Source organism: Pseudomonas sp. UYEF17 (assembly GCF_040546125.1).
GTDB lineage: Bacteria > Pseudomonadota > Gammaproteobacteria > Pseudomonadales > Pseudomonadaceae > Aquipseudomonas > Aquipseudomonas putida_Z.
In genome coordinates this window covers 371,438-393,207 of sequence record NZ_JBEPNE010000003.1, presented here as the reverse complement: position 1 = coordinate 393,207, position 21,770 = coordinate 371,438, and the positions used below count along the sequence as shown (strand labels likewise).

General features: G+C 65.1%; 19 protein-coding genes. 10 read left to right on the top strand and 9 right to left on the bottom strand.

Annotation, left to right across the window (positions count from 1 at the left end):
• Nucleotides 1-64 precede the first annotated feature (64 nt).
• Nucleotides 65-967 carry a DMT family transporter gene (locus ABIB24_RS07140; protein WP_085627222.1) on the top strand — a complete coding sequence of 301 codons (903 nt, stop codon included), beginning with the start codon at nucleotides 65-67 and terminating at the stop codon, nucleotides 965-967.
• Nucleotides 968-1,101: 134 nt separating this feature from the next.
• On the opposite strand, the gene ABIB24_RS07135 is transcribed toward ABIB24_RS07140, so the two are convergent.
• Both ABIB24_RS07135 and ABIB24_RS07130 read right to left on the bottom strand, forming a co-directional pair.
• Nucleotides 1,102-2,076 (bottom strand): 2-hydroxyacid dehydrogenase, encoded by a 975-nt coding sequence (locus tag ABIB24_RS07135; protein WP_354316249.1) that lies wholly within the window; start codon nucleotides 2,074-2,076, stop codon nucleotides 1,102-1,104.
• A 179-nt stretch (nucleotides 2,077-2,255) separates the two neighbouring features.
• Nucleotides 2,256-3,203 (bottom strand): LysR family transcriptional regulator, encoded by a 948-nt coding sequence (locus ABIB24_RS07130; RefSeq protein WP_013974172.1) that lies wholly within the window; start codon nucleotides 3,201-3,203, stop codon nucleotides 2,256-2,258.
• Between the two features lie 191 nt (nucleotides 3,204-3,394).
• Here ABIB24_RS07130 and ABIB24_RS07125 point away from each other — a divergent pair, with 191 nt between their 5' ends.
• From ABIB24_RS07125 to ABIB24_RS07110, 4 genes are read left to right on the top strand one after another with little or no spacing between them, the layout of a single operon-like run.
• Nucleotides 3,395-4,924: an efflux transporter outer membrane subunit gene (locus tag ABIB24_RS07125; RefSeq protein WP_247846545.1), complete on the top strand. Its 1,530-nt coding sequence runs from the start codon at nucleotides 3,395-3,397 to the stop codon at nucleotides 4,922-4,924.
• Nucleotides 4,921-7,098 (top strand): FUSC family protein, encoded by a 2,178-nt coding sequence (locus ABIB24_RS07120; protein ID WP_354316248.1) that lies wholly within the window; start codon nucleotides 4,921-4,923, stop codon nucleotides 7,096-7,098. Before ABIB24_RS07125 ends, ABIB24_RS07120 begins: the two co-directional genes overlap by 4 nt.
• A gap of 4 nt (nucleotides 7,099-7,102) precedes the next feature.
• Nucleotides 7,103-7,303: a DUF1656 domain-containing protein gene (locus ABIB24_RS07115; protein ID WP_008097766.1), complete on the top strand. Its 201-nt coding sequence runs from the start codon at nucleotides 7,103-7,105 to the stop codon at nucleotides 7,301-7,303.
• Nucleotides 7,304-7,313: 10 nt separating this feature from the next.
• On the top strand, nucleotides 7,314-8,174 hold the full coding sequence (locus ABIB24_RS07110) for an efflux RND transporter periplasmic adaptor subunit (protein ID WP_137162383.1): 861 nt from the start codon (nucleotides 7,314-7,316) through the stop codon (nucleotides 8,172-8,174).
• Nucleotides 8,175-8,279: 105 nt separating this feature from the next.
• Here ABIB24_RS07110 and ABIB24_RS07105 read toward each other — a convergent pair whose 3' ends face one another.
• The gene (locus ABIB24_RS07105; protein WP_137162382.1) at nucleotides 8,280-8,729 is read right to left on the bottom strand and encodes a universal stress protein; all 450 of its coding nucleotides are present in this window, start codon (nucleotides 8,727-8,729) and stop codon (nucleotides 8,280-8,282) included.
• 271 nt (nucleotides 8,730-9,000) lie between these two features.
• Between ABIB24_RS07105 and ABIB24_RS07100 the strand changes: the two genes are divergently transcribed.
• The 5 genes from ABIB24_RS07100 (at nucleotide 9,001) to ABIB24_RS07080 (ending at nucleotide 15,159) form a co-directional block, all read left to right on the top strand.
• Entirely contained in the window at nucleotides 9,001-9,909 is a 909-nt protein-coding gene (locus ABIB24_RS07100) for a LysR family transcriptional regulator (RefSeq protein ID WP_015271755.1), read from the top strand.
• Between the two features lie 236 nt (nucleotides 9,910-10,145).
• Nucleotides 10,146-11,687 (top strand): MFS transporter, encoded by a 1,542-nt coding sequence (locus ABIB24_RS07095; protein WP_354316247.1) that lies wholly within the window; start codon nucleotides 10,146-10,148, stop codon nucleotides 11,685-11,687.
• A 28-nt stretch (nucleotides 11,688-11,715) separates the two neighbouring features.
• Nucleotides 11,716-12,777 carry an HlyD family secretion protein gene (locus ABIB24_RS07090; protein WP_354316246.1) on the top strand — a complete coding sequence of 354 codons (1,062 nt, stop codon included), beginning with the start codon at nucleotides 11,716-11,718 and terminating at the stop codon, nucleotides 12,775-12,777.
• Nucleotides 12,774-14,225: an efflux transporter outer membrane subunit gene (locus ABIB24_RS07085; RefSeq protein ID WP_354316245.1), complete on the top strand. Its 1,452-nt coding sequence runs from the start codon at nucleotides 12,774-12,776 to the stop codon at nucleotides 14,223-14,225. Before ABIB24_RS07090 ends, ABIB24_RS07085 begins: the two co-directional genes overlap by 4 nt.
• 139 nt (nucleotides 14,226-14,364) lie before the next feature.
• Entirely contained in the window at nucleotides 14,365-15,159 is a 795-nt protein-coding gene (locus tag ABIB24_RS07080; protein WP_274079122.1) for an SDR family NAD(P)-dependent oxidoreductase, read from the top strand.
• A 130-nt stretch (nucleotides 15,160-15,289) separates the two neighbouring features.
• Here the strand turns inward: ABIB24_RS07080 and ABIB24_RS07075 are convergent, their stop codons facing one another.
• The 6 genes from ABIB24_RS07075 to ABIB24_RS07050 all read right to left on the bottom strand — a co-directional run bounded on the left by ABIB24_RS07075 (nucleotide 15,290) and on the right by ABIB24_RS07050 (nucleotide 21,595).
• Nucleotides 15,290-16,102 carry an SDR family oxidoreductase gene (locus ABIB24_RS07075; RefSeq protein ID WP_061552458.1) on the bottom strand — a complete coding sequence of 271 codons (813 nt, stop codon included), beginning with the start codon at nucleotides 16,100-16,102 and terminating at the stop codon, nucleotides 15,290-15,292.
• Between the two features lie 150 nt (nucleotides 16,103-16,252).
• Nucleotides 16,253-16,717: a hypothetical protein gene (locus ABIB24_RS07070; RefSeq protein ID WP_015271749.1), complete on the bottom strand. Its 465-nt coding sequence runs from the start codon at nucleotides 16,715-16,717 to the stop codon at nucleotides 16,253-16,255.
• 98 nt (nucleotides 16,718-16,815) lie between these two features.
• Nucleotides 16,816-18,270, bottom strand: a complete 1,455-nt coding sequence (locus tag ABIB24_RS07065; protein ID WP_025340588.1) for a mannose-1-phosphate guanylyltransferase/mannose-6-phosphate isomerase — start codon at nucleotides 18,268-18,270, stop codon at nucleotides 16,816-16,818.
• 35 nt (nucleotides 18,271-18,305) lie between these two features.
• Complete coding sequence (locus tag ABIB24_RS07060; protein ID WP_075046290.1) at nucleotides 18,306-18,953, bottom strand: alginate O-acetyltransferase AlgF; 648 nt, start codon at nucleotides 18,951-18,953, stop codon at nucleotides 18,306-18,308.
• A gap of 16 nt (nucleotides 18,954-18,969) precedes the next feature.
• Nucleotides 18,970-20,127, bottom strand: coding sequence for an alginate O-acetyltransferase (locus ABIB24_RS07055; RefSeq protein WP_023660658.1), 1,158 nt, complete (start codon nucleotides 20,125-20,127; stop codon nucleotides 18,970-18,972).
• 10 nt (nucleotides 20,128-20,137) lie between these two features.
• Nucleotides 20,138-21,595: an MBOAT family O-acyltransferase gene (locus ABIB24_RS07050; protein ID WP_013974157.1), complete on the bottom strand. Its 1,458-nt coding sequence runs from the start codon at nucleotides 21,593-21,595 to the stop codon at nucleotides 20,138-20,140.
• Nucleotides 21,596-21,770 lie beyond the last annotated feature (175 nt).

Below are 21,770 nucleotides of genomic sequence, written 5' to 3'. Positions count from 1 at the left end.
GTGGGAGCGGGTTCACCCGCGAAGCGCCGGGCACCGATCCTGAAAGGCCCAAGGAACCGCCGCCATGAACCTGTCACTCTACTTGCTAACCGTCCTGATCTGGGGCACCACCTGGATCGCCCTGAAACTCCAACTGGGTGTGGTCGCCATTCCGGTCTCGATCGTCTACCGCTTCGCCCTGGCCGGGCTGATCCTGTTCGCCTTCCTGCTGCTCACCCGTCGCCTGCAACCGATGAACCGGCGTGGCCACCAGATCTGTCTGGCCCAGGGCCTGTGCCTGTTCTGCGTCAACTTCATCTGCTTCCTCAGCGCCAGCCAGTGGATTGCCAGCGGCCTGATCGCCGTGGTGTTCTCCACCGCCACCCTGTGGAATGCACTCAACGCGCGGATCTTCTTCGGCCAGAAGATCGCCAGCAACGTGCTCGGCGGTGGCGCCTTGGGGCTCCTTGGCCTGGGGCTGCTGTTCTGGCCCGAGCTGTCCCACCACGCGGCCAGCCGCGAAACCCTGTACGGCCTTGGCCTGGCCCTGCTCGGCACGCTGTGCTTCTCGGCCGGCAACATGCTGTCGAGCATGCAGCAGAAGGCCGGGCTCAAACCCATGACTACCAATGCCTGGGGCATGGTCTACGGGGCGGTGATGCTGGCGGTGTTCTGCGTGGTCAGCGGCGTGCCATTCAGCATGGAGTGGAACGTGCGGTACATCGGCTCGTTGCTGTACCTGGTGGTGCCGGGCTCGGTGATCGCCTTTACCGCCTACCTGACCCTGGTCGGGCGCATGGGGCCGGAGCGGGCAGCGTACTGCACGGTGCTGTTCCCGTTGGTGGCGTTGAACGTGTCGGCGGTGGCCGAGGGGTATCAGTGGACGGCGCCGGCCTTGTTGGGGTTGGTGGCGGTGATGGCGGGGAATGTGCTGGTGTTTCGCAAGCCCAAGGCCAGGGTGGCTGAGGGTGTTGTGGTGGCCAAATAGGTAATGGGTTGCCTGCACCGGCCTCTTCGCGGGTAAACCCGCTCCCACAGGTACCCCACAGCCCTCAGAGCCTGTGCAATACCTGTGGGAGCGGGTTTACCCGCGAAAGGGCCGGTGCAGGCAGTAGAGGCCTATCAGCCCTTCCACACCTGCGGATTTACCAGATCCCGCGGCCGCTCACCCAGCAGCGCCGCGCGCAGGTTGTCGATTGCCCGGTTGGCCATGGCCTCGCGGGTTTCGGCAGTGGCCGAGCCAACGTGCGGCAAGGTCAGGGCATTGGGCAGCTTGAACAGCGGCGAATCGCTCAGCGGCTCTTTCTCGTACACGTCCAGGCCCGCACCGCGAATGGTGCCGTTCTGCAGTGCCTCGATCAGCGCCGCCTCGTCCACCACCGGCCCGCGGGCGATGTTGATCAGGAACGCGCTCGGCTTCATCAGTTGCAACTCACGCGCACCGATCAGCTTGCGGGTGGCATCGGACAACGGCACCACGATGCAGACAAAGTCGGCTTCGACCAGCAGTTGCTCTAGGCTGCGGAACTGCGCGCCCAGCTCTTGCTCCAGCGCGCTCTTGCGGCTGTTGCCGGAATAGATGACCGGCATGTTGAAACCGAACCGGCCGCGACGGGCAATGGCGGCACCGATGTTGCCCATGCCGACGATACCCAGGGTCTTGCCGTGCACATCGCTGCCGAAGTGGGCCGGGCCTACGGTGGCCTGCCAGTTGCCGGCCTTGGTCCAGGCATCCAGCTCGGCGGTGCGGCGGGCGCAGCCCATGATCAGCGAGAAGCCCAGGTCGGCGGTGCTTTCGGTCAGCACGTCGGGGGTGTTGGTCAGGGCGATGCCGCGTTCGTTGAAGTAGTCCAGGTCGTAGTTGTCGTAGCCGACCGACACGCTGGATACCACCTCCAGCCTGGCCGCCCCTTCGAGTTGCGCCCGGCCGAGCTTGCGGCCAACGCCGATCAGGCCATGGGCCTCGGGCAGGGCTTCGTTGAACTGGGCATTGATGTCGCCGAGCTTGGGGTTCGGCACGATCACGTTGAAGTCTTGCTGCAGGCGTTCGGCCATGGCCGGGGTGATACGGCTGAAGGCCAGGACGGTCTTTTTCATCGGGCAACTTCTCTGCAAGGCGGTGGGGCGGTGGTGGTTTCTTCGCGGGTGAACCCGCTCCCACAGGTATTGCACAGGCCTGGAAGGCAGTGGCGTACCTGTGGGAGCGGGTTTACCCGCGAAGAGGCCGGCAATGGTTAGCAACCTACCATTGTCCGCCCCCGCAATGCAGCAGCTTTTTAGTTGGCGATCATCACCTGATGGGTTTTCAGGTCCGCCTCATGGGCTGCCAGAATCTCCGGCAGCGAGTTGCGCAGGTACTCGACCCAGGTCTTGATCTTGGCATCCAGGTACTGCCGCGACGGGTAGATGGCGTACAGGTTCAGCTCCTGCAGCCGGTACTCGGGCAGCACCCGTACCAGGCTGCCATCGCGCAGGCCGTCGATGGCCGAATAGATCGGCAGCACGCCCACGCCCATGCCGCTGCGGATGGCGGTCTTCATGGCATCGGCAGTATTGACCATGAACGGCGAGCTGGTGATGTTGACCATCTCCTGGCCTTCCGGCCCGTCGAACAGCCATTTCTCCAACGGGATCACCGGGCTGACCATGCGCAGGCAGGCGTGCTTGAGCAGGTCGGCAGGCTTGTGCGCCACGCCGTGGCGGGCAATGTAGGCGGGCGAGGCGCAGACGATGCTGTAGGTGATGCCCAGGCGCTGGGACACGAACCCCGAGTCGGGCAGTTCGGTGGCCAGCACGATGGACACGTCATAGCCCTCGTCGAGCAGGTCAGGCACGCGGTTGGCCATGGTCAGGTCGAAGGTCACGTCCGGGTGCGATTCGCGGTAGCGGGCGATGGCATCGACCACGAAGTGCTGACCGACCCCGGTCATCGAGTGCACCTTCAACTGCCCGGCCGGGCGGGCATGGGCGTCGCTGGCCTCGGCCTCGGCTTCTTCGACATAGGTAAGAATCTGTTCGCAACGCATCAGGTAGCGCTTGCCGGCTTCGGTCAGCGCAATGCGGCGGGTGGTGCGGTTGAGCAGCCTTGTTTGCAGATGGGCTTCCAGGTTGGAGACCGCCCGCGACACGTTCGCGGTGGTCGTATCCAGTTGCCCGGCGGCAGCGGTAAAGCTGCCGAGTTGGGCTACGCAACTGAAAGCACGCATGTTTTGCAGGGTGTCCATGGGTCACTCTCGATGTAGAGGACAAAATTGTGTCACGAAGTAACGTAAAAGAGATGAAAAGTTGCCTTCGACCAAAGGCGGATTATCGCTGTTTTGGTAACAAAGATTCGCAGGAATCCACGCTTATCGCCAGTGCTGCCGCCCCCTAGAATTGCCCGGCCCCTTTACCTCTTCCTCGGGAAATCGCAGCTGTGCCGCGTCGCATCATCAGAACGCTCAATGCGTTCAGTGCCTGTGCCCTTGCCCTCACCTTGAGCGGCTGTATCGGAACCTGGGGCATTGCCCCGCAAAGCAAGACGCTGCAAGCCAACACCCTGACCACCGACGCGGCCATACGCGAAGCCGCGACCGACGCCCACTGGCCCGACCAGCAGTGGTGGCACGCCTATGGCGACCCACAGCTGGACCGCTGGGTTGCCCTGGCCGTGGCCGGCAGCCCAAGCCTGGCCATGGCTGCGGCGCGGGTGCGTGAAGCCAAGGCCATGGCCGGCGTGGTCGAGTCGGCGGAAAAACTCCAGGCCAACGGCCAGGCCACGCTCAAGCGCCACAACTGGCCTGAAGACCAGTTCTACGGCCCGGGCGCGCTGTCCGGCGCCAATACCTGGGACAACAACGCCGCCATTGGCTTCAGCTATGCACTTGACCTGTGGGGCCGCGAACGCAACGCCAGCGAGCAGGCCGTGGACCAGGCGCACATGAGCGTGGCCGAAGCCCGCCAGGCGCAACTGGAACTGCAGAACAACGTGGTGCGCGCCTACATCCAGCTGAGCCTGCACTTCGCCCAGCGCGATATCGTCAAGGCCGAGCTGGAACAGCAGGAGCAGATCCTGGCCCTGGCCAAGCGCCGCCTGGATGCTGGCATCGGTACTCACTTCGAAGTCAGCCAGGCCGAAGCGCCGTTGCCGGAAACCCACCGCCAGCTCGACAGCCTGGACGAAGAAATTGCCCTGGCCCGCAACCAGCTGGCCGCCCTGGCCGGCAAGGGCCCGGGGGAGGGCGCGCAGTTGCAGCGCCCGAGCCTGGCCCTGGCCGCGCCGCTGAAGCTGCCGTCGAACCTGCCGGCCGAACTGGTCGGCCAGCGCCCTGACGTGGTCGCCAGCCGTTGGCAGGTGGCCGCCCAGGCGCGCGGCATCGATGTCGCCCATGCCGGCTTCTTCCCCAACGTCGACCTGGTCGGCAGCCTTGGTTTCATGGCAACCGGCGGCGGCCCGCTGGAGTTCCTCACCGGGCGCAAGTTCAACTACAACGTCGGCCCGGCCATCAGCCTGCCGATCTTCGACGGTGGCCGCCTGCGCTCGCAGCTGGGCGTGGCCTCGGCGGGCTATGACGTGGCTGTGGCGCGCTACAACCAGACCGTGGTCGGTGCGCTGAAGAACATCTCCGACCAGCTGATCCGCCGTGAGTCGATGAAGGAGCAGTCGCACTTCGCCGCCGAGTCGGTCGCGGCCGCGCAGAAAACCTACGACATCGCCATGGTCGCCTTCCAGCGTGGCCTTACCGACTACCTCAACGTGCTCAACGCCCAGACCTTGCTGTTCCGCCAGCAGCAGGTGCAACAGCAGGTGCAGGCTGCCCGCCTGATTGCCCATGCCGAGTTGGTCACCGCCCTGGGCGGTGGCTTGCAGGCTGGTCAGGATGTGCCGAAAGAGGAGCGCCAGGCCGCGCCGAAAACGCCGGCCACCCTGGCCATTTTCGACAAGAAGCCGGATAACGCCGAATGAGCACTTCCAGTTTGCCCGTGCGCTGGCTGCAAAGCCTGGAGTGGCGCCGGGGCTTCTTTGCCTGGGCGCGCACCGACGGGGTGACCTGGGTGTACATCTTCAAGGTGCTGGCCGCTGCGTTCATCACCCTGTGGCTGGCCATGCGCCTGGAGTTGCCGCAACCGCGCACGGCGATGATCACCGTGTTCATCGTCATGCAGCCGCAAAGCGGGCATGTGTTCGCCAAGAGCTTCTACCGGGTGCTCGGCACCCTGGCCGGCTCGGCGATGATGGTGGCGCTGATCGCCATATTCCCGCAGAACACCGAGCTGTTCCTGCCCAGCCTGGCCCTGTGGGTAGGCCTGTGCTCGGCCGGTGCCATGCGCTATCGCACCTTCCGCGCCTATGGCTTCGTGCTGGCCGGCTACACCGCGGCGATGATCGGCCTGCCGGTGCTGGAGCACCCTGACCAGGCGTTCATGGCGGCGGTATGGCGGGTGCTGGAAATCGCCCTGGGCATTCTGGTGTCGACCTTCGTCAGCGCCGCGATCCTGCCGCAGTCGGCCAGTGCCGCCATGCGCAACGCCCTGTACCAGCGCTTTGGCGTGTTCGCCGGGGTGGTGGTCGAGGCCCTGCGCGGCGAAAGCCAGCGGGACCGCTTCGAGAGCAGCAACGTGCGCTTCGTCGCTGAAGCAGTGGGCCTCGAGAGCCTGCGCAACGTCACCGCCTTCGAAGACCCGCACATGCGCCGGCGCTCTGGTCGCCTGGTGCGCATGAACAGCGAGTTCATGGCCATCACCACACGCTTCAATGCCCTGCACCGGTTGCTGGAGCGCCTGCGCGCCCGCGGCCCGCTGCAGATCGTCGGCGCCATCGAGCCAGGCCTGAACACCCTGGTGGAGCTGTTGCAGCCCTACGTGGGCCGGGCGCTGACCGACGCCGATGCGCTGCGCCTGACCCTGGAGCTGGCCGCCTACAAGGAAGGCTTGCAGGCACAGGTGCGCGGCCTGCGCGCCGAGTACCTGGCAACCGAGCCGAGCGAGTCCGACCTGCTCGACTTCCACACTGCCTTCGAGCTGCTCTACCGCTTCGTCGACGAGATGTACGGCTACGCCGAAACCCACGCCTCGCTGGCCGCGCACCGGCACGAACGCGAGCAGTGGGATGAGCCCTACGTGGCGCAGACCAGCTGGCTGGTATCGTTGGCCGCCGGTGTGCGCGCCTCGGCGGTGTTGTTGCTGCTGGGCAGCTACTGGCTGTTCAACGACTGGCCCAGCGGCGCCATGATGACCCTGATCGCCACCGTCACCGTGGGCCTGTCGGCAGCCTCGCCGAACCCCAAGCGCATGTCGTTCCAGATGGCCTGCGGCACGGCGATTGGTGCCTTCGTCGGCTTCTTCGAAACCTTCTTCGTGTTCCCCTGGATCGACGGTTTCCCGCTGCTGTGCATGGTCCTGGCACCAGTGTTCGTGCTGGGCGCGTTCCTTTCGTCACGGCCGGCCTATGCCGGCTACGGCATCGGCCTGCTGGTGTTCTTCGCCATCGGTTCGGTGCCGAACAACCTCACCGTGTATGACCCATACACCTTCATCAACGACTACATCGGCATGGTCATCGGCATGTTCGTCTGTGCCGCTGCCGGTGCGATCATCCTGCCGCCCAACAGCCGCTGGCTGTGGAGCCGCCTGGAGCAGGAACTGCGCGAGCAGGTGCTGTTCGCCATCAGCGGCCGCCTGCGCGGCATCGGCACGGCCTTCGAAAGCCGCACCCGTGACCTGCTGCACCAGGCCTATGGCCTGGCAGCCGGCAAGCCGCAGGTACAGAGCCAGTTGATGGGCTGGATGTTCACCGTGCTGGAAATCGGCCACGCCGTCATCGAGCTGCGCAAGGAACAGGCCCGTGCGCCGGTGCATCCGGCCTACGCCGAGTCGCAGCCCTGGCGCCAGGCGATCCGCGTGATGGGTCGTGCCCTGGCCCGGCTGTTCCTGCAGCCCAGCGCCAGCAACCACGAACGCGCGCTGGTGGCGGTGGACCACGCCATCGCCCGCGTGCAGGCCACCGACGAGCCCTTCGCCCGCCACTTCGACACTTCGGTGCTGCGCCGCGCGCAAAGCTACCTGCACTTCATCCGTTCTTCCCTGCTCGACCCACAGTCGCCGTTGGCACCGGCGAAAGGACTGCACGATGCTCCGTGAAACCATGCCCCGTGAAATCGCCTTCCATGGCGTGTACATGCCCACCATGACCTTGATGTTCCTGTTCGCCCTGGGCCTGGCCTGGGGCCTGGACCGGTTCATTGCCAGCCATGATGGCTACCGCTTCTTCTGGCACCCGGCGCTGCTGCGCCTGAGCCTGTTCGTCTGCCTGTTCGGCGCTTTGGCGCTGTCGCTCTACTGGTGAGAATCCTTCGATGAAAAAGTTCTTCAGCCTGATCGCCACCTTGTTGGTGCTTGCCGCTGCCGTGGTGATCGGTCGCCAGTTGTGGCTGCACTACATGACCACGCCATGGACCCGCGACGGCCGTGTGCGTGCCGATATCATCAACGTCGCCGCCGACGTGCCTGGCTATGTGGTGGATGTACCGGTCAAGGACAACCAGCGGGTGAAGAAGGGCGACCTGCTGATCCAGATCGACCCCGAGCACTACCAACTGGCGGTCGACCAGGCCAAGGCGCAGGTTGCATCGCGCAAGGCCACCTGGGAGATGCGCAAGGTCAACGCCAAGCGCCGTGCCGACATGGACAACCTGGTGATCTCCAAGGAAAACCGCGACGACGCCAGCAACATCGCCAACTCCGCCCAGGCGGACTACCAGCAGGCCCTTGCCGAACTGGCCGCCGCCGAACTGAACCTCAAGCGCACGCATATCGTGGCCACGGTGGACGGCTACGTGACCAACCTGAATATCCACAAGGGTGACTATGCGCGTACCGGTGAAGCGGTGATGGCGGTGGTCGACGAGAACTCGTTCTGGGTATACGGGTTCTTCGAGGAGACCAAGCTGCCGCATGTGAAGGTGGGTGACAAGGCCGAGTTGCAGATGATGAGCGGCGAGCGCATCAAGGGCCACGTGGAGAGCATCGCCCGCGGCATCTACGACCGCGACAACCCACAGAGCCGCGAGTTGATCGCCGATGTGAACCCGACCTTCAACTGGGTGCGGCTGGCGCAGCGGGTGCCGGTGCGCATTCATATCGATGAAGTGCCGGACGGGTTTTTGCTGGCGGCGGGGACGACTTGTACGGTGGTGGTGAAGCCGAGCGAGGGATGATCCGGGGTGAGGTAGTGCAGCTACTGGCCTCTTCGCGGGCTTGCCCGCTCCCACAAGTGATGCGCTGCTCTTGGGGCTGGCGCAAATCCTGTGGGAGCGGTGCAGTTAGCTCGCTGCCCCTACCAACACTGGCACCTTCACTCGATCAATCACCTTCGCGCTGATCGACGGGTCCAGCATCCGCCCCAGCCGCGACAGGTGGCGGTGGCCCATGATGATCAGTTCACAGTTCAGTTCCTGTGCCTTGGTCACGATCGCCTCGACCGGCTGCCCGGCCACCATGCAGCCCCGGCTGGCGAAGCCGGCTTGCTGCAACTCGCGCACCGCCTCGGCCACGGCCTGGTCGGCCTGGTGCTGCTCTTCGCAGGCGGCGGGGTATTCTTCCAGTTCTTCTGCGGTGTAAGGCGCGGGTTGGTCGTGGACGGCGAAGGTAGAGTCGATGGCCAGCAGCACATGCAGTTCGTGCTCGTCGGGGCGGCAGTAGCGGCGGGCGAGGGTGAGCAGGGCGGTGGATGCAGGGGAGGCGTCGATGGCGATCAGGACAGGGCTGGGCATGTGGAATCCTTGTTTCAGGCTGGCTAAGGGGTTGTCTGTTCTGGCCTCTTCGCGGGTAAACCCGCTCCCACAGGTGCGCCACAGTATTCAGAGCCTGTGCAGTCACTGTGGGAGCGGGTTCACCCGCGAAGAGGCCGAACCTGCCATTCCTCATTCTTGGCTTAATCCACCCTCAGGATAAATGCCCCACCACGCACGAGCGCATTGCGTCTGGTGCAATCCAGCAACCTGCTACCATCGCCATCCCCCACAGCTGTAACGGAAAACGGCCATGCAACTCCCGGACATGAACCTGCTCGTCGCCCTCGATGCCCTGCTCGACGAGGGCAGCGTGGTCGGCGCGGCGCAGCGCATGAACCTGAGCCCGGCGGCGATGAGCCGGACCCTGGGGCGTATCCGCGATGCGTTGGGTGACCCGATCCTGGTGCGCGCCGGTCGCGGCCTGGTGCCGACACCGCGGGCGCTGGCCCTGCGCGAGCAGGTGGCGGCGTTGGTGGAGCAGGCCGGCGAGGTGTTCCGCAGTGGCGACGAGGTCGACCTGCCCAAGCTTGACCGGGCCTTCAACATCCGCACCAACGACCTGTTCATCGCCCTCTACGGCGCCCAGCTGCTGCGGCGCATGCACGAGCAGGCACCGCGCACGGTGCTGCGCTTCGTGCCGGAAAGCCCCGGCGGCGATGATGACAGCGTGCTGCGCGACGGGCGTACCGACCTGATCATCAGCTCGACCGTGGACCTGGGGCCGGAGATCAAGGTGCAGAGCCTGTTCCAGACCTACTACGTGGGCCTGGCGCGGCGCGACCACCCGATTTTCGAGCAGCCGATCACGGCGCACAGTTTTGCCAGTTATCCACAGATCAGCGTGTCCCGCCGTGGCCGTGCCAATGGGCCGATCGATGTGGAACTGGCCAACTTCAAGGTGCAGCGGCGGGTGGCGCTGATTACCCCGAGTTTTCATTCGGCGCTGTTCTCGCTGCCGGATTCCGACCTGATCCTGCCGATGCCGGCCAACATCCTCAACAGCGTGCACAAGCTCGGGCTGCCGCTGCGCTCGTTCGAGATCCCGGTGCCGCTGGAGCGAGTGACCGTGCTGCAGGCATGGCACCCACGGTTTCACAATGACCCCGCGCATCGGTGGTTGCGGCAGACCCTGAAGGCTTGCTGCAGTGTCGACCCTTGAGTGATGTTCTGCCTGGGCCGGCCTTTTCGCGGGTGAACCCGCTCCCACAGGTACAACACACCTCTCAAGGTTTGTGATTTCCCTGTGGGAGCGGGCGCGCCCGCGAAGCAGGCGACTCGGTTTCGGAGTGGATTGCGCCTGACGCAACATAAACCTACCGATAAGTCAGTTTTCGTCAGCATTCGACCTTCTTAGACTTGCTCCAGTCGCAAATTTGTTGCTGGAGATGTCTGCCCATGAGTTCCCTGTCCGCCCCGTCTGCCGCGATTGCCGCCGCCCCCGCGCCGGCCGCGCCTGCGCAGACTGCGTTCGGCCTGCAGGTAGTGGTCGGGCTGTTCGGTGTGCTGCTGGCCGTGTTGTGCGCGGGCCTCAACGAGTCGGTGACCAAGATCTCCCTGGCCGATATCCGTGGGGCCATGGGCATCGGTGCCGACGAAGGCGCCTGGCTGCTGGCGGTCTACAGCGCCGCCTCGGTTTCGGCCATGGCCTTCGCGCCATGGCTGGCCACTACGTTCTCGCTGCGGCGCTTCACCATGAGCGCCATCGGCCTGTTCGCCGTGCTCGGCCTGCTGCAACCGTTCGCCCCCAACCTGCACAGCCTGATGCTGCTGCGTGTGCTCCAGGGCTTCGCCTCTGGCGCCTTGCCGCCGATGTTGATGAGCGTGGCCCTGCGCTTCCTGCCACCGGGTATCAAGGTCTATGGCCTGGCCTGCTATGCCCTCACCGCCACCTTCGGCCCCAACCTCGGCACGCCGCTGGCAGGGCTGTGGACCGAATACGTCGGTTGGCAGTGGGCGTTCTGGCAGATCATCCTGCCCTCGGCGCTGGCCATGTTCTGCGTCGGTTGGGGCCTGCCGCAGGACCCGCTGCGCCTGGAGCGCTTCAAGCAGTTCGACTGGCGCGGCGTGCTGCTCGGCCTGCCCGCCATCAGCTGCATCGTGCTGGGCCTGTCGCTGGGTGACCGCTGGGGCTGGTTCGATTCGCCGCTGATCTGCTGGCTGCTCGGCGGTGGCCTGCTGTTGCTGGTGCTGTTCATGTACAACGAATGGTCCGAGCCGCTGCCGTTCTTCCAGTTGCGCATGCTGTCACGGCGCAACCTGAGTTTCGCCCTGGTGACCCTGGCCGGTTTGCTGATCGTGCTCTCTGGTGTTGGCAGCATTCCGTCGGCCTACCTGGCGCAGATCCAGGGCTACCGCCCGGCGCAGACCAGCCCGCTGATGATGCTGGTGGCCATGCCGCAGCTGATCGCCCTGCCACTGACGGCGGCGCTGTGCAACATCCGCGCGGTGGACTGCCGTTGGGTGCTGGGCATCGGCCTGGCGATGCTGGCGGCGTCCTGCGTCGGCAGCAGCCTGCTGACCAGCGAGTGGATCCGTGGCGACTTCTACCCGTTCTACCTGCTGCAGGTGTTCGGCCAGCCAATGGCAGTGCTGCCGCTGCTGATGCTGTCCACCAACGGCATGACCCCGCAGGAAGGCCCGTTCGCCTCCAGCTGGTTCAACACCGTCAAGGGCCTGGCCGCGGTGATCGCCGGTGGCCTGCTGGACGCCCTTGGCACCCTGCGCCGGCACTTCCATTCCAACCACCTGGTGGACAGCCTGGGCAACGCCCCGCTGGTCGACGGTAACGCAGCCGGCCTGGCCAGGCGCATCCACGACCAGGCGCTGGTGCTGACCTCGGCCGATCTCTACCTGGTCATGGCCTGCATTGCCGTGGCCCTGATCTGCCTGATTCCTTTCGTGCCTACCCGGGTCTATCCGCCGCGCGCGGTGGCCTGAACCCTGGATGAATTCGAGAACCACTGAAATGACCAACAACCGCAAAACCCTGTTCATCGGCTCGGTGCTTGCCGTGGCCGTCCTGGCCGGCATCGCTGGCCCCTGGATGTTCGGCAGTGACCACCGCCAGAGCACCAATGACGCCTATGTGATCGCCGACTACACCGTGGTCGCGCCCAAGATCGCCGGCTTCATCAAGGAGGTGTTGGTGGAGGACAACCAACAGGTCAAGGCCGGCCAGTTGCTGGCGACCATCGATGCCCGTGACTACCAGGCCGCGCTGGATGCCGCGCAGGCGCAGTTGCTGGTGGCCCAGGCGCAAAGCGCCGATGCCCGTGCCACTCTCGAGCGCCAGGCGTCGCTGATTGCCCAGGCTGAGGCCGCAGTGAAAGCGGCCCAGGCCGAAGCTGCGTTCGCCGACCATGAGGTCAACCGCTACAGCCGCCTGGCCGAGCAGGGTGCCGGCACCGTACAGAACGCCCAGCAGGCGCGCAGCGGTGTCGACCAGGCCCGCGCACGCCTGGCCAATGCCCAGGCGGCACTGGTAGCGGCGCGCAAGCAAGTGGATATTCTTACCGCCCAGGTGGCCAGTGCCGACGGCCAGCTGAAGCGGGCCGAGGCAGGGCTGGAAAAGGCCCAGCTCGATCTGTCCTACACCCGCATCATCGCGCCGGTGGACGGCATGGTCGGCGAGCGCGCCTTGCGTGTCGGTGCCTACGTCAACCCGGGCGCCCGCCTGCTGTCGGTGGTGCCGTTGCAGCAGGCCTACGTGGTCGGCAACTTCCAGGAAACCCAGCTGACCCACGTACAGCCTGGCCAGGCCGTGAGCATCAGCGTCGACACCTTTGCCGGTGAGAAGCTGCAAGGCCATGTGGAAAGCATCGCCCCGGCCACGGGCGTGACCTTCGCCGCGGTCAAGCCGGACAACGCTACCGGCAACTTCACCAAGGTGGTGCAGCGCATCCCGGTGAAGATCGTATTCGATGACGGCCAGCCGCTGCTTGCCCGCCTGCGCGTGGGCATGTCGGTGGAAGCGACCATCGACACCCGTGGCGACAAGCTGGACGGCAAAGAGGTAAGCGCACGATGAAACCGGCACTACGCTTGAGCCCGTTGCTGCTGGCCGTATTGATGGCTGGCTGCACCCTGGGGCCGGACTTCCAGCGCCCTGACAGCCAGGCACCGCAACAGTGGGCGCCGCTGCAAGGTGAGGCGGCGACCAGCCAGCCGCAGGCCGAACCGCTGGAACTGCGCTGGTGGGAGAGCTTCCACGATACCCGCCTGAGTGCCTTGATCCAGCGTGTTACCGAGCGCAACCTCGACCTGCAGATGGCCAGTGCCCGCCTGCTGCAAAGCCGCGCCCTGCGCAGCACCGTGGCTGCCGACCAAGTACCGTCGGTGGACGTGAACGCTGGCTACAGCCGCTCGCGCAACAGTGCCGAAGGCCTGAGTGACCCGTCCGGCAAGGCGGGCAAGGAAGCCTTCAACCTCTGGCAGGGCGACCTGGTGGCCGGTTGGGAGCTGGACCTGTGGGGCCGTGTGCGGCGCCAGGTCGAGGCTGCCGATGCCACGGTCGAAGTGGCCGAGAACGACCGCCGCGGCGTGCTGCTGGCATTGCTTTCGGAAACCGCCGGCAACTACATCCAGCTGCGCGCCGTGCAGCACACCATCGATGTGACCCGCGACAACCTCAAGGTCGCCCAGCACAGCCTGAAGTTGTCCGAAAACCGCCAGGCCGAAGGTGTCGCCACGCGCCTGGACGTGGCCCAGGCCAGTGCCCAGGTCGCCTCGATCGAGTCGCGCCTGCCAAGCCTGGAAGCGCGGCGCGACGACTTGATCAACGCCCTCAGCCTGCTTGCCGCCGAACCACCGCGCAGCCTGCAGGCCGAGTTGCTGCAGGGCGGCGAACTGCCTGCGCCGCAGCAGAAGTTCGCCATTGGCCTGCCGTCCGAACTGGCCGAACGCCGCCCGGACATTCGCCAGGCCGAGGCCCGCCTGCATGCCGCCACTGCCAGCATTGGCGTGGCCAGGGCCGACTTCTACCCCAGCATCCGGCTGTCGGGCAGTGTCGGGTTCCAGGCCATGCAGCTGTCCGATTTCGGCGCCTGGGATTCACGCCGGTTCGCCTTCGGGCCGCAGCTGTCGCTGCCGATCTTCGAGGGTGGCCGGCTCAAGGGCACCCTGGAACTGCGCGAGGCGCAGCAGCAGGAAGCGGCGCTGAACTACCGCAAGGTGGTGCTGGGTGCCTGGCATGAAATCGACGATGTGCTACGCCTGTACAACGCCAGCCAGCTGCGCCGCGACCACCTGGCCGAGGCGGTGCGGCAGAACCGCATCGCCCTGGAAACTGCCCAGCGCCAGTATGTGGAAGGGGCGGTGGACTTTCTCAATGTGCTGACGGTGCAGGGGGCCTTGCTGGCCAGCGAGGAGCAGTGGATCGACAGTTCGGCGGCGGTGTCGCAGGCGTTGGTGGGGCTGTACAAGGCCCTGGGTGGTGGCTGGCAGGCGTTTGATGAGCAGCCTGTGAAGAAAGTGTGATTTTTTGGGGCCGCTTTGCGGCCCATCGCGACACAAGGCCGCTCCTACAGGAGATCGCGTCCGCATGTAGGAGCGGCCTTGTGTCGCGATGGGCTGCAAAGCAGCCCCGGCAATTGTCCTGATTACCGAGGAGGCACAGATGCACATTTCCCTGAACGGCAAGCGCGCCATCGTCAGCGGCTCCACCGCGGGCATCGGCCTGGCCATCGCCATCGGCCTGGCCGAGGCGGGGGCCGAAGTGGTCCTCAACGGTCGCACCCAGGCCCGGGTCGACGAAGCCCTCAAAGTTGTGCGCGAACGCCTGCCGCAGGCGCGCATCATCGGCATCGCTGCCGACCTGGGCACCCAGGCCGGTGCGCAGACGCTGTTCAATCAGGTGCCGCACACCGACATCCTGGTCAACAACCTGGGCATCTTCGAGCCCAAGCCGTTCTTCGAGATCGGGGATGAGGACTGGCAGCGTTTCTTCGACGTCAATGTGCTCAGCGCCGTTCGCCTGTCGCGCCACTATGCCCAAGGCATGGCCGAGCGCAAATGGGGGCGGGTGGTGTTCCTGTCCAGTGAGTCGGCGCTGCAGATCCCGACCGAGATGATTCATTACGGCATGACCAAGACTGCGTTGCTGGCGGTGTCGCGCGGGCTGGCCGAGACCCTGGCCGGCACCGGGGTGACGGTGAATTCGGTTCTGCCTGGGCCTACGCGTTCGGAAGGTGTGGGCGACTTCTTTGCCAAGCTGGCCGAGGAGCAGGGGGTGTCGACTGAAGAGCTGGAAGCCAACTTCCTGGCTGAGCACCGGCCGACCTCGCTGATCAAGCGGCTGGCGACGGTGGAGGAGGTGGCGAACATGGTGGTGTACCTGGCATCGATGCAGGCCAGTGCCACTACCGGGGCTGCCTTGCGGGTGGATGGCGGGGTGCTGCGTTCCATTGCCTGATCTGTATTGCCTGTGCCGGCCTCTTCGCGGGTAAACCCGCTCCCACAGGGATCGCAGGGACTCAAAGTTCTGTGGGGTACCTGTGGGAGCGGGTTCACCCGCGAAGAGGCCAGCACAGGCAACCAAACAATCAGAGTGGCCGCAGTAGGCCAAACCGCTTGCGCAACGCCCAATCCAGCACCCGCCGCGGCAGTAACCGGGCCATCAACGGCAACGCCGTACTGCCGTTCCCCAACCGCACCACCGCTGGCACCGGCGACTTCCCGACCGCTGCCAACACGCCCTGGGCAAACACCGCCGCCGAGGTCGGCTTGTCCTGCGAAGCCCGCGCCCGTGCCTGCACATGCTCACGCAACGGCCACCACGCCGAATCCGTCGCCAGCACCTGCTCGGCCTGGCGCTGGGCATTGCTGGCGAACTGCGAGGCAATCGCTCCTGGCTGCACTTCCATTACCTGCACACCAAACGGCGCCAGTTCCAGGCGCAAGGCATCGCTCAGGGCATGCACGGCTGCTTTCGAGGCGCAGTAAGCGCCGGCGAACGGCGTGACCAGCACGCCTGATACGCTGCCGATGTTCACCACCAGGCCCCGTGAGCGGCGTAGCTGTGGGAACAATGCGCGGGTAACGCCGACCACGGCGAATACGTTGGTTTCGAACTGCTGGCGCAGGGCATCCACACCGCCATCGAGCAGCGGGCCCATGGCGCCGTAGCCGGCGTTGTTGATCAGGATATCGAGGTTTACCAGTTCCTCGGCCAGGCGGGCCAGCGCCTCGCTGTCGTTCACATCAAGTTGCCGGGCGGTGAAGCCGGCGGCGTTCAGTTGCTCGACATCCTCAGGTTTGCGGGCGGTGGCCCAGACGTGGTGGCCGGCATCGCGGAAGGCGTCGGCCAGGGCGCGGCCGATGCCGCTGGAACAACCGGTGATCAGGACGGTGGGCATGGTTGGGGCCTGTTGTCAGGGAGGATTGGTTTTCCTGTGCCGGCCTCTTCGCGGGTAAACCCGCTCCCACAGGTACCCCACAGAATTTGAGACCTGTGTAGTCCCTGTGGGAGTGGGTTTACCCGCGAAGAGGCCGGCACAGGCGATACATTAGTTGGCAAACGTACCTTGCAGATGCTCTGCCCGAAACTCCAGGGTCTGCGGCCTGTACCCGGAACGCAGTGGCGGCAGTGGCAGGCAGTCTTTCCACTCGGCCCCTGGCTGCAGCTCACCCGGCCCACGGTAGCGCGGGGCGTTGTAGGTGTTCTCCGCCAGGTTCACGGTATCGCCCGGAGCGTAAGCCGCCACTCGCCAGCGCAGCTCGGTCAGCGGCACGTCGTTGCCGTTCTTCATGCGCACCTGCAGGGCGCGGTCGGCGGGGCAGTGTTCGGGGGCGTAGGTCAGGCGCAGGTCCAGGCGGGCCAGTTGCGAGGTTTCGCGGGTGTCCTGCCAGACGACGAACAGGGCCACCAGGCCCAGGCCACAAACGGCAGCCAGCGAGATCGGCAGGGCCTTGGCCGGGTAGCGCAACAGCAGCACCAGCCAGGTGAGGATGAGGAAGGCACCGATGATCATGAGGCGGGCAGACCTTGGTTGCGCGGAGTCTGACCATCGTAGCCCGAAATGGGGAGTGGCTCAAAAAGCGGGGCCGCAAAGCGGCCCCAGGGGTTGCATTACTGCGCGATGGTCTTCACCGAAACACCACGCTCGATGGGTGTAGAGGTACGCCCGTACACATCCTCGAAGCGCTCGATGTCATCCTCGCCCAGGTAGCTGCCGGACTGTACTTCGATGATCTCCAGCGGGATCTTGCCCGGGTTGCGCAGGCGGTGCACCGAGGCGATCGGGATGTAGGTGGACTGGTTCTCGGTCAGCAGGAACACGTTCTCGTCACAGGTCACCTCGGCGGTGCCGGACACCACGATCCAGTGCTCGGCGCGGTGGTGGTGCATCTGCAGCGACAGGCTGGCGCCCGGCTTGACGGTGATGTGCTTGACCTGGAAGCGGCCGCCCATGTCCACCGAGTCGTACGAGCCCCACGGGCGATACACTTCCAGGTGGTTCTGGGTTTCGCTGCGGCCCTGCTCGTCGAGGGTCTTGACCATCTGCTTGACGCCCTGGACCTTGTCCTTGTGAGCAATCATCATGGCGTCCTTGGTCTCGACCACCACGATGTTCTCCAGGCCGATCACCGACACCAGCTTGCCGTTGCCGTGGATCATGCAGTTGTGGCTGTCCTGCACCACCACGTCGCCCTTGGTGACGTTGCCGTTGTCGTCCTTCTCGTGCACTTCCCACAGCGACGACCAGCAGCCCACGTCGCTCCAGCCGGCCGACATCGGCACCACGCAGGCGCGCTGGGTCTTTTCCATCACCGCGTAGTCGATGGAGTTGTCCGGGCAGCAGGCGAAGGTGGCTTCGTCGATGCTCAGCACATCACCGTCTTCCTGGCTGCGCTCCAGGGCCAGCACGCAGGTGTCGTAGATGTCGCCGTCGTGCTTTTTCAGCTCTTCGAGGAAGCGGCTGGCACGGAACAGGAACATGCCGCTGTTCCAGAAGTAACCGCCGGCCTGGACGAACTCGGCGGCGCGTTTTTCGTCGGGCTTCTCGACAAACTGCGCCACGCGCGCCACGCCTTCAGGCAGCAGGGCGTCCTGGCTGGAACGGATATAGCCGTAGCCGGTTTCCGGCTTGGTCGCCGGCACGCCGAACAGCACCATCTCGCCACGCTCGGCAGCCACGGTGGCCAGGGCCAGGGCGCGTTGCAGGGCCTTCTGGTCCTCGATCACGTGGTCGGCGGGCAGCACCAGCATCAGCTCGTCGCGGCCTTCGTTGACCAGTTTCATGGCAGCCATGGCCACGGCCGGCGCGGTGTTGCGGCCGAACGGTTCCATCAGGATGCCCTGGGTTTCCAGCTTCAGCGCGGCCAGTTGCTCCTGGACGATGAACTTGTGGTCCTTGTTGCAGACCACGATCGGTGTGTCCATACCTTCGAACACCAGGCGCTCGAGGGTTTGCTGGAACAGGGTGTGTTCACTGGTCAGGGCCAGGAACTGCTTGGGGAACTGCTTGCGCGACAGAGGCCACAGACGGGAACCGCTACCACCAGAAAGAATTACCGGGATCATCATGTTTCTCCAATAGTCGTTGAGAGGCAGGGGAATCAGTTGCTAGCCACGGGGCGAGTTACCCACACCGGCGACAAGGCGTTGCCGGAACCCGTTACGTACAGCACTGCGGCTTCGCCGCGCTCCAGGGCGACGGGTTTGACGTCACCCACTTTCTTGTCTCCTTGGTACAGCGCCAGGTTGACCTTGACCGGGTTGATTTCGCGTTCGCCACGGCCGTTGGCGGCCACCGGCTTGACCACTTCGGTCTTGCCGTCGGCGGTCTTCAGGGTCAGTTGCTGGTCACTCAGGTTCTGCACGCGAACCAGGGCTTTCTGCTTGTTCTTGAACGGCGGCTCTTCGATCAGCTGCGGGTTGCCGCTGGCGCTGTTGACCAGGGTGTAGTACTTGTCCGCAGCCAGCTTGACCGGCACGCTCTTGCCGCCGACCTGGGCGGTGTAGTCACCCCCTGGCAGGAAGCTGAAGTCGCTGCTGGCCTGGGCGCCAACCTGCTTGATCTGGGTGTTGCCGACCGAGGCTGCAGCCGGTGCGCCGGAGGCGTTGTACAGGCGCACGAAGGTCGAGCCTTTCGGTGCGCTCGGGCCATACAGCGCGGCGTCGGCACCGGCGAAGGCCTGCATGGAGGCCAGGGACAGGCCGGCTGCGAGGGTGAGGGCTTTGGCAATGGAAGTCTTGGTAGTCATATGTATGTTCCTCTGATTAGTGGTTAGTCCGGGTGGACGACAAAGCCAGGTTTTCTTCGGATTTACGGGTGTTCTTCAGCTGGGCGATCCACTGTGGATCGAAGCTGCTGAGGTCGTTCTTCATTGGCAGATAACGTTCGGGGAATTCCCACACCACCACCTGGGGTGCGGCGTTCTTGAAGGCATCGCTTTGCAGGTACTTGAGCATCGGCAGTAGCGGGCCATGGCCGTCTTCGGCGTAGTTGGCCACGTCGCTGCGCAGGGCCTGCTGCAGCGCACCGAGGAAGTTCCAGTGCGGGTTGGCGCTGTAGCTGGTACCCACCAGCGCAACCGGGATCTGCGTGTCGGCGAACAGTGCGTCACCGGCCTCACCTTCGGCCTCGACCGGGCGAGTGGTGCGTTGCTGCAGGTTGTCCGGGGCCGGCAGCAGGTTGCTGAACAGCGGGTCCAGAGGCAGGAAGTTGGTCAGGTCGCCCTTGTATGGCGCGGTGCTGCCGGCTTCGGTGATGAACGCCTGTGGGTCGCCGTTGAGCAGGCTCTGGCGGCTGACCGCTTCGGCCAGTGCCTGCGCCGCCACTTCGGCGCCCATCGGCGTCCAGTGGGTGTCGGTGCGCAGGAACACCTGGCCGCGGGCCTTGGCCTGCTCCATGGGTGCCATCAGGTCCGGGGCGAACACGTTGGCCTGGCGTGCCTGGGCATGGAACTGGTTGTACAGGTCGTCATGCAGGCTGGTCGGCAGTTCCTTGCCCAGGTACTCGGCATACACCCGCGCCTTGGCCGGCACGATCGCCAGTACCAGCTGGCTGCCGTGCTGCTGCAGGGTGTCGCGCACGCCACGGATCAGCGCCAGGTTTTCCTGCATCAGCTGCTCGGCACCGGCGGTGGGCTTGAACTCTTCGTCACTGAACAGCCACTGGTCGCGGCCCAGCACCACGCCGGGGCGGCCTTCGTTGAACAGCTTGAAGTCCATCGCCGCCCATAGGTTGGTACCCAGGCGCTTGATCGGGAACTGCTCGTCGTAGTGGGTCTCGGCGGCCTTGGCCAGCTTGCCATTGAGCAGGGTCATCTGCTCGGTACGCTGGAAGCTTTGCAGGCCACCGGTGGACCAGACGCCCATGCCCACCAGCAGGCCGAGGAACGACAGCGAATAGGTAATGCGTAATGTCCGGGTCATGTCATCAACCTCAGAACTGGAAGTAAAGGAACGGCGAGTAGCTCTGCGCCGAAAGCTTGAGGATCGAGGCCACGAACAGCAGCAGCACCAGGGCGCGGGTCATCACCCGGGTCCAGTCCAGGCCGATCGAACCGTCGCTGTTGACTTCCACCGGGGTGGCCTTGGGCGTTGGCCTGGCGTTGCGGTAGAAGTCGCGCAGGCCGAAGAACGCCAGGGTGATGTAGGCGACCACCAGGGTGGCTACCTGCAGGCCGGTGAGCTGGGCACGGTTGAGTTCCGACAGCTGCCAGTCGCCGAAGCTGAACATGGCGCCGTACATGCGACCGGCCACTTCCAGGTTCTCGGCACGGAAGATCACCCAGCCGACCACCACCAGCAGGAAGGTGAATGCCCACTTCACCGGGTTGAAACGCTGCGGGTTGGTGTCGATGCCCAGCGCGCGCTCGATGGCCAGCCACATGCCGTGCCAGGCACCCCAGATGATGTAGGTGAAGTTGGCGCCATGCCACAGGCCGCCCAGCAGCATGGTCAGGAACAGGTTGCGGTAGGTGTTGAAGGTGCCTTTGCGGTTACCGCCCAGGGTGATGTACAGGTAGTCGCGCAGCCAGGTCGACAGGCTGATGTGCCAGCGCCGCCAGAACTCGGTGATCGACTGGCTGATGTACGGCTGCTTGAAGTTCTCCATGAAGCGGAAGCCCATCATCAGGCCCAGGCCGATGGCCATGTCGCTGTAGCCGCTGAAGTCGAAGTACAGCTGCGCGGTGTAGGCCAGGGCGCCGAGCCAGGCATCGCCGGTGGTCGGGTTCTGCAGGGCGAAGCAGTGGTCGGCCACTACCGCCAGGGTATCGGCGATGAACACTTTCTTGATGAAGCCCTGCATGAAGCGGGTGCAGCCTTCGGAGAACTTGTCCAGGGTGTGGGTGCGGTTGTTGAACTGGTCGACCAGGTCCTTGAAGCGCAGCACGGGGCCGGCGATCAGGTGCGGGAAGATCGCCACGAACGCCGCGAAGTCGATCAGGTTGCGGGTGGCCGGGGTGTCGCCGCGGTACACGTCGATGATGTAGCTGATCGACTCGAAGATGTAGAACGAGATACCGATCGGCAGCAGCACGTGGGTGAGGATGAACGGCTCCAGGCCGAACGAGGAGATGATCGCGTTGAGGCTGTCGACGCCGAAGTTGGCGTACTTGAAGTAGCCGAGGATCGCCAGGTCGACACCGACGCCGAGCAGCAGCCAGCGCTGCGCGGGCTTGGTGCGCACACCGGCGGCGCCGACTTTCAGGCCGATCCAGTAGTTCCACAGGGTGACCCCGGCGAACAGGGCCAGGAAGTCCACCCGCCACCAGGCGTAGAAGATGTAGCTGGCGACCAGCAGCAGCAGGTTGCGATAACGTTGCCCGCTCAAGTAGTACAGGCCGAGGAAGATCGGCAAGAACAGGAACAGGAACACGTTGGACGAGAAGACCATCCCGGTTCTCCTTTTTGTTCACAGCATCCGGGGCAAAGCGCCCCCCAAACCCCCCACATGTTCGTGGCGGGCTACCTAGATTCCTGTGGGAGCGGGTTTACCCGCGAAGAGGCCGGCACAGGCACCGCACATGGCAGGTCTGGCCTTTTCGCGGGTAAACCCGCTCCCACAGGGG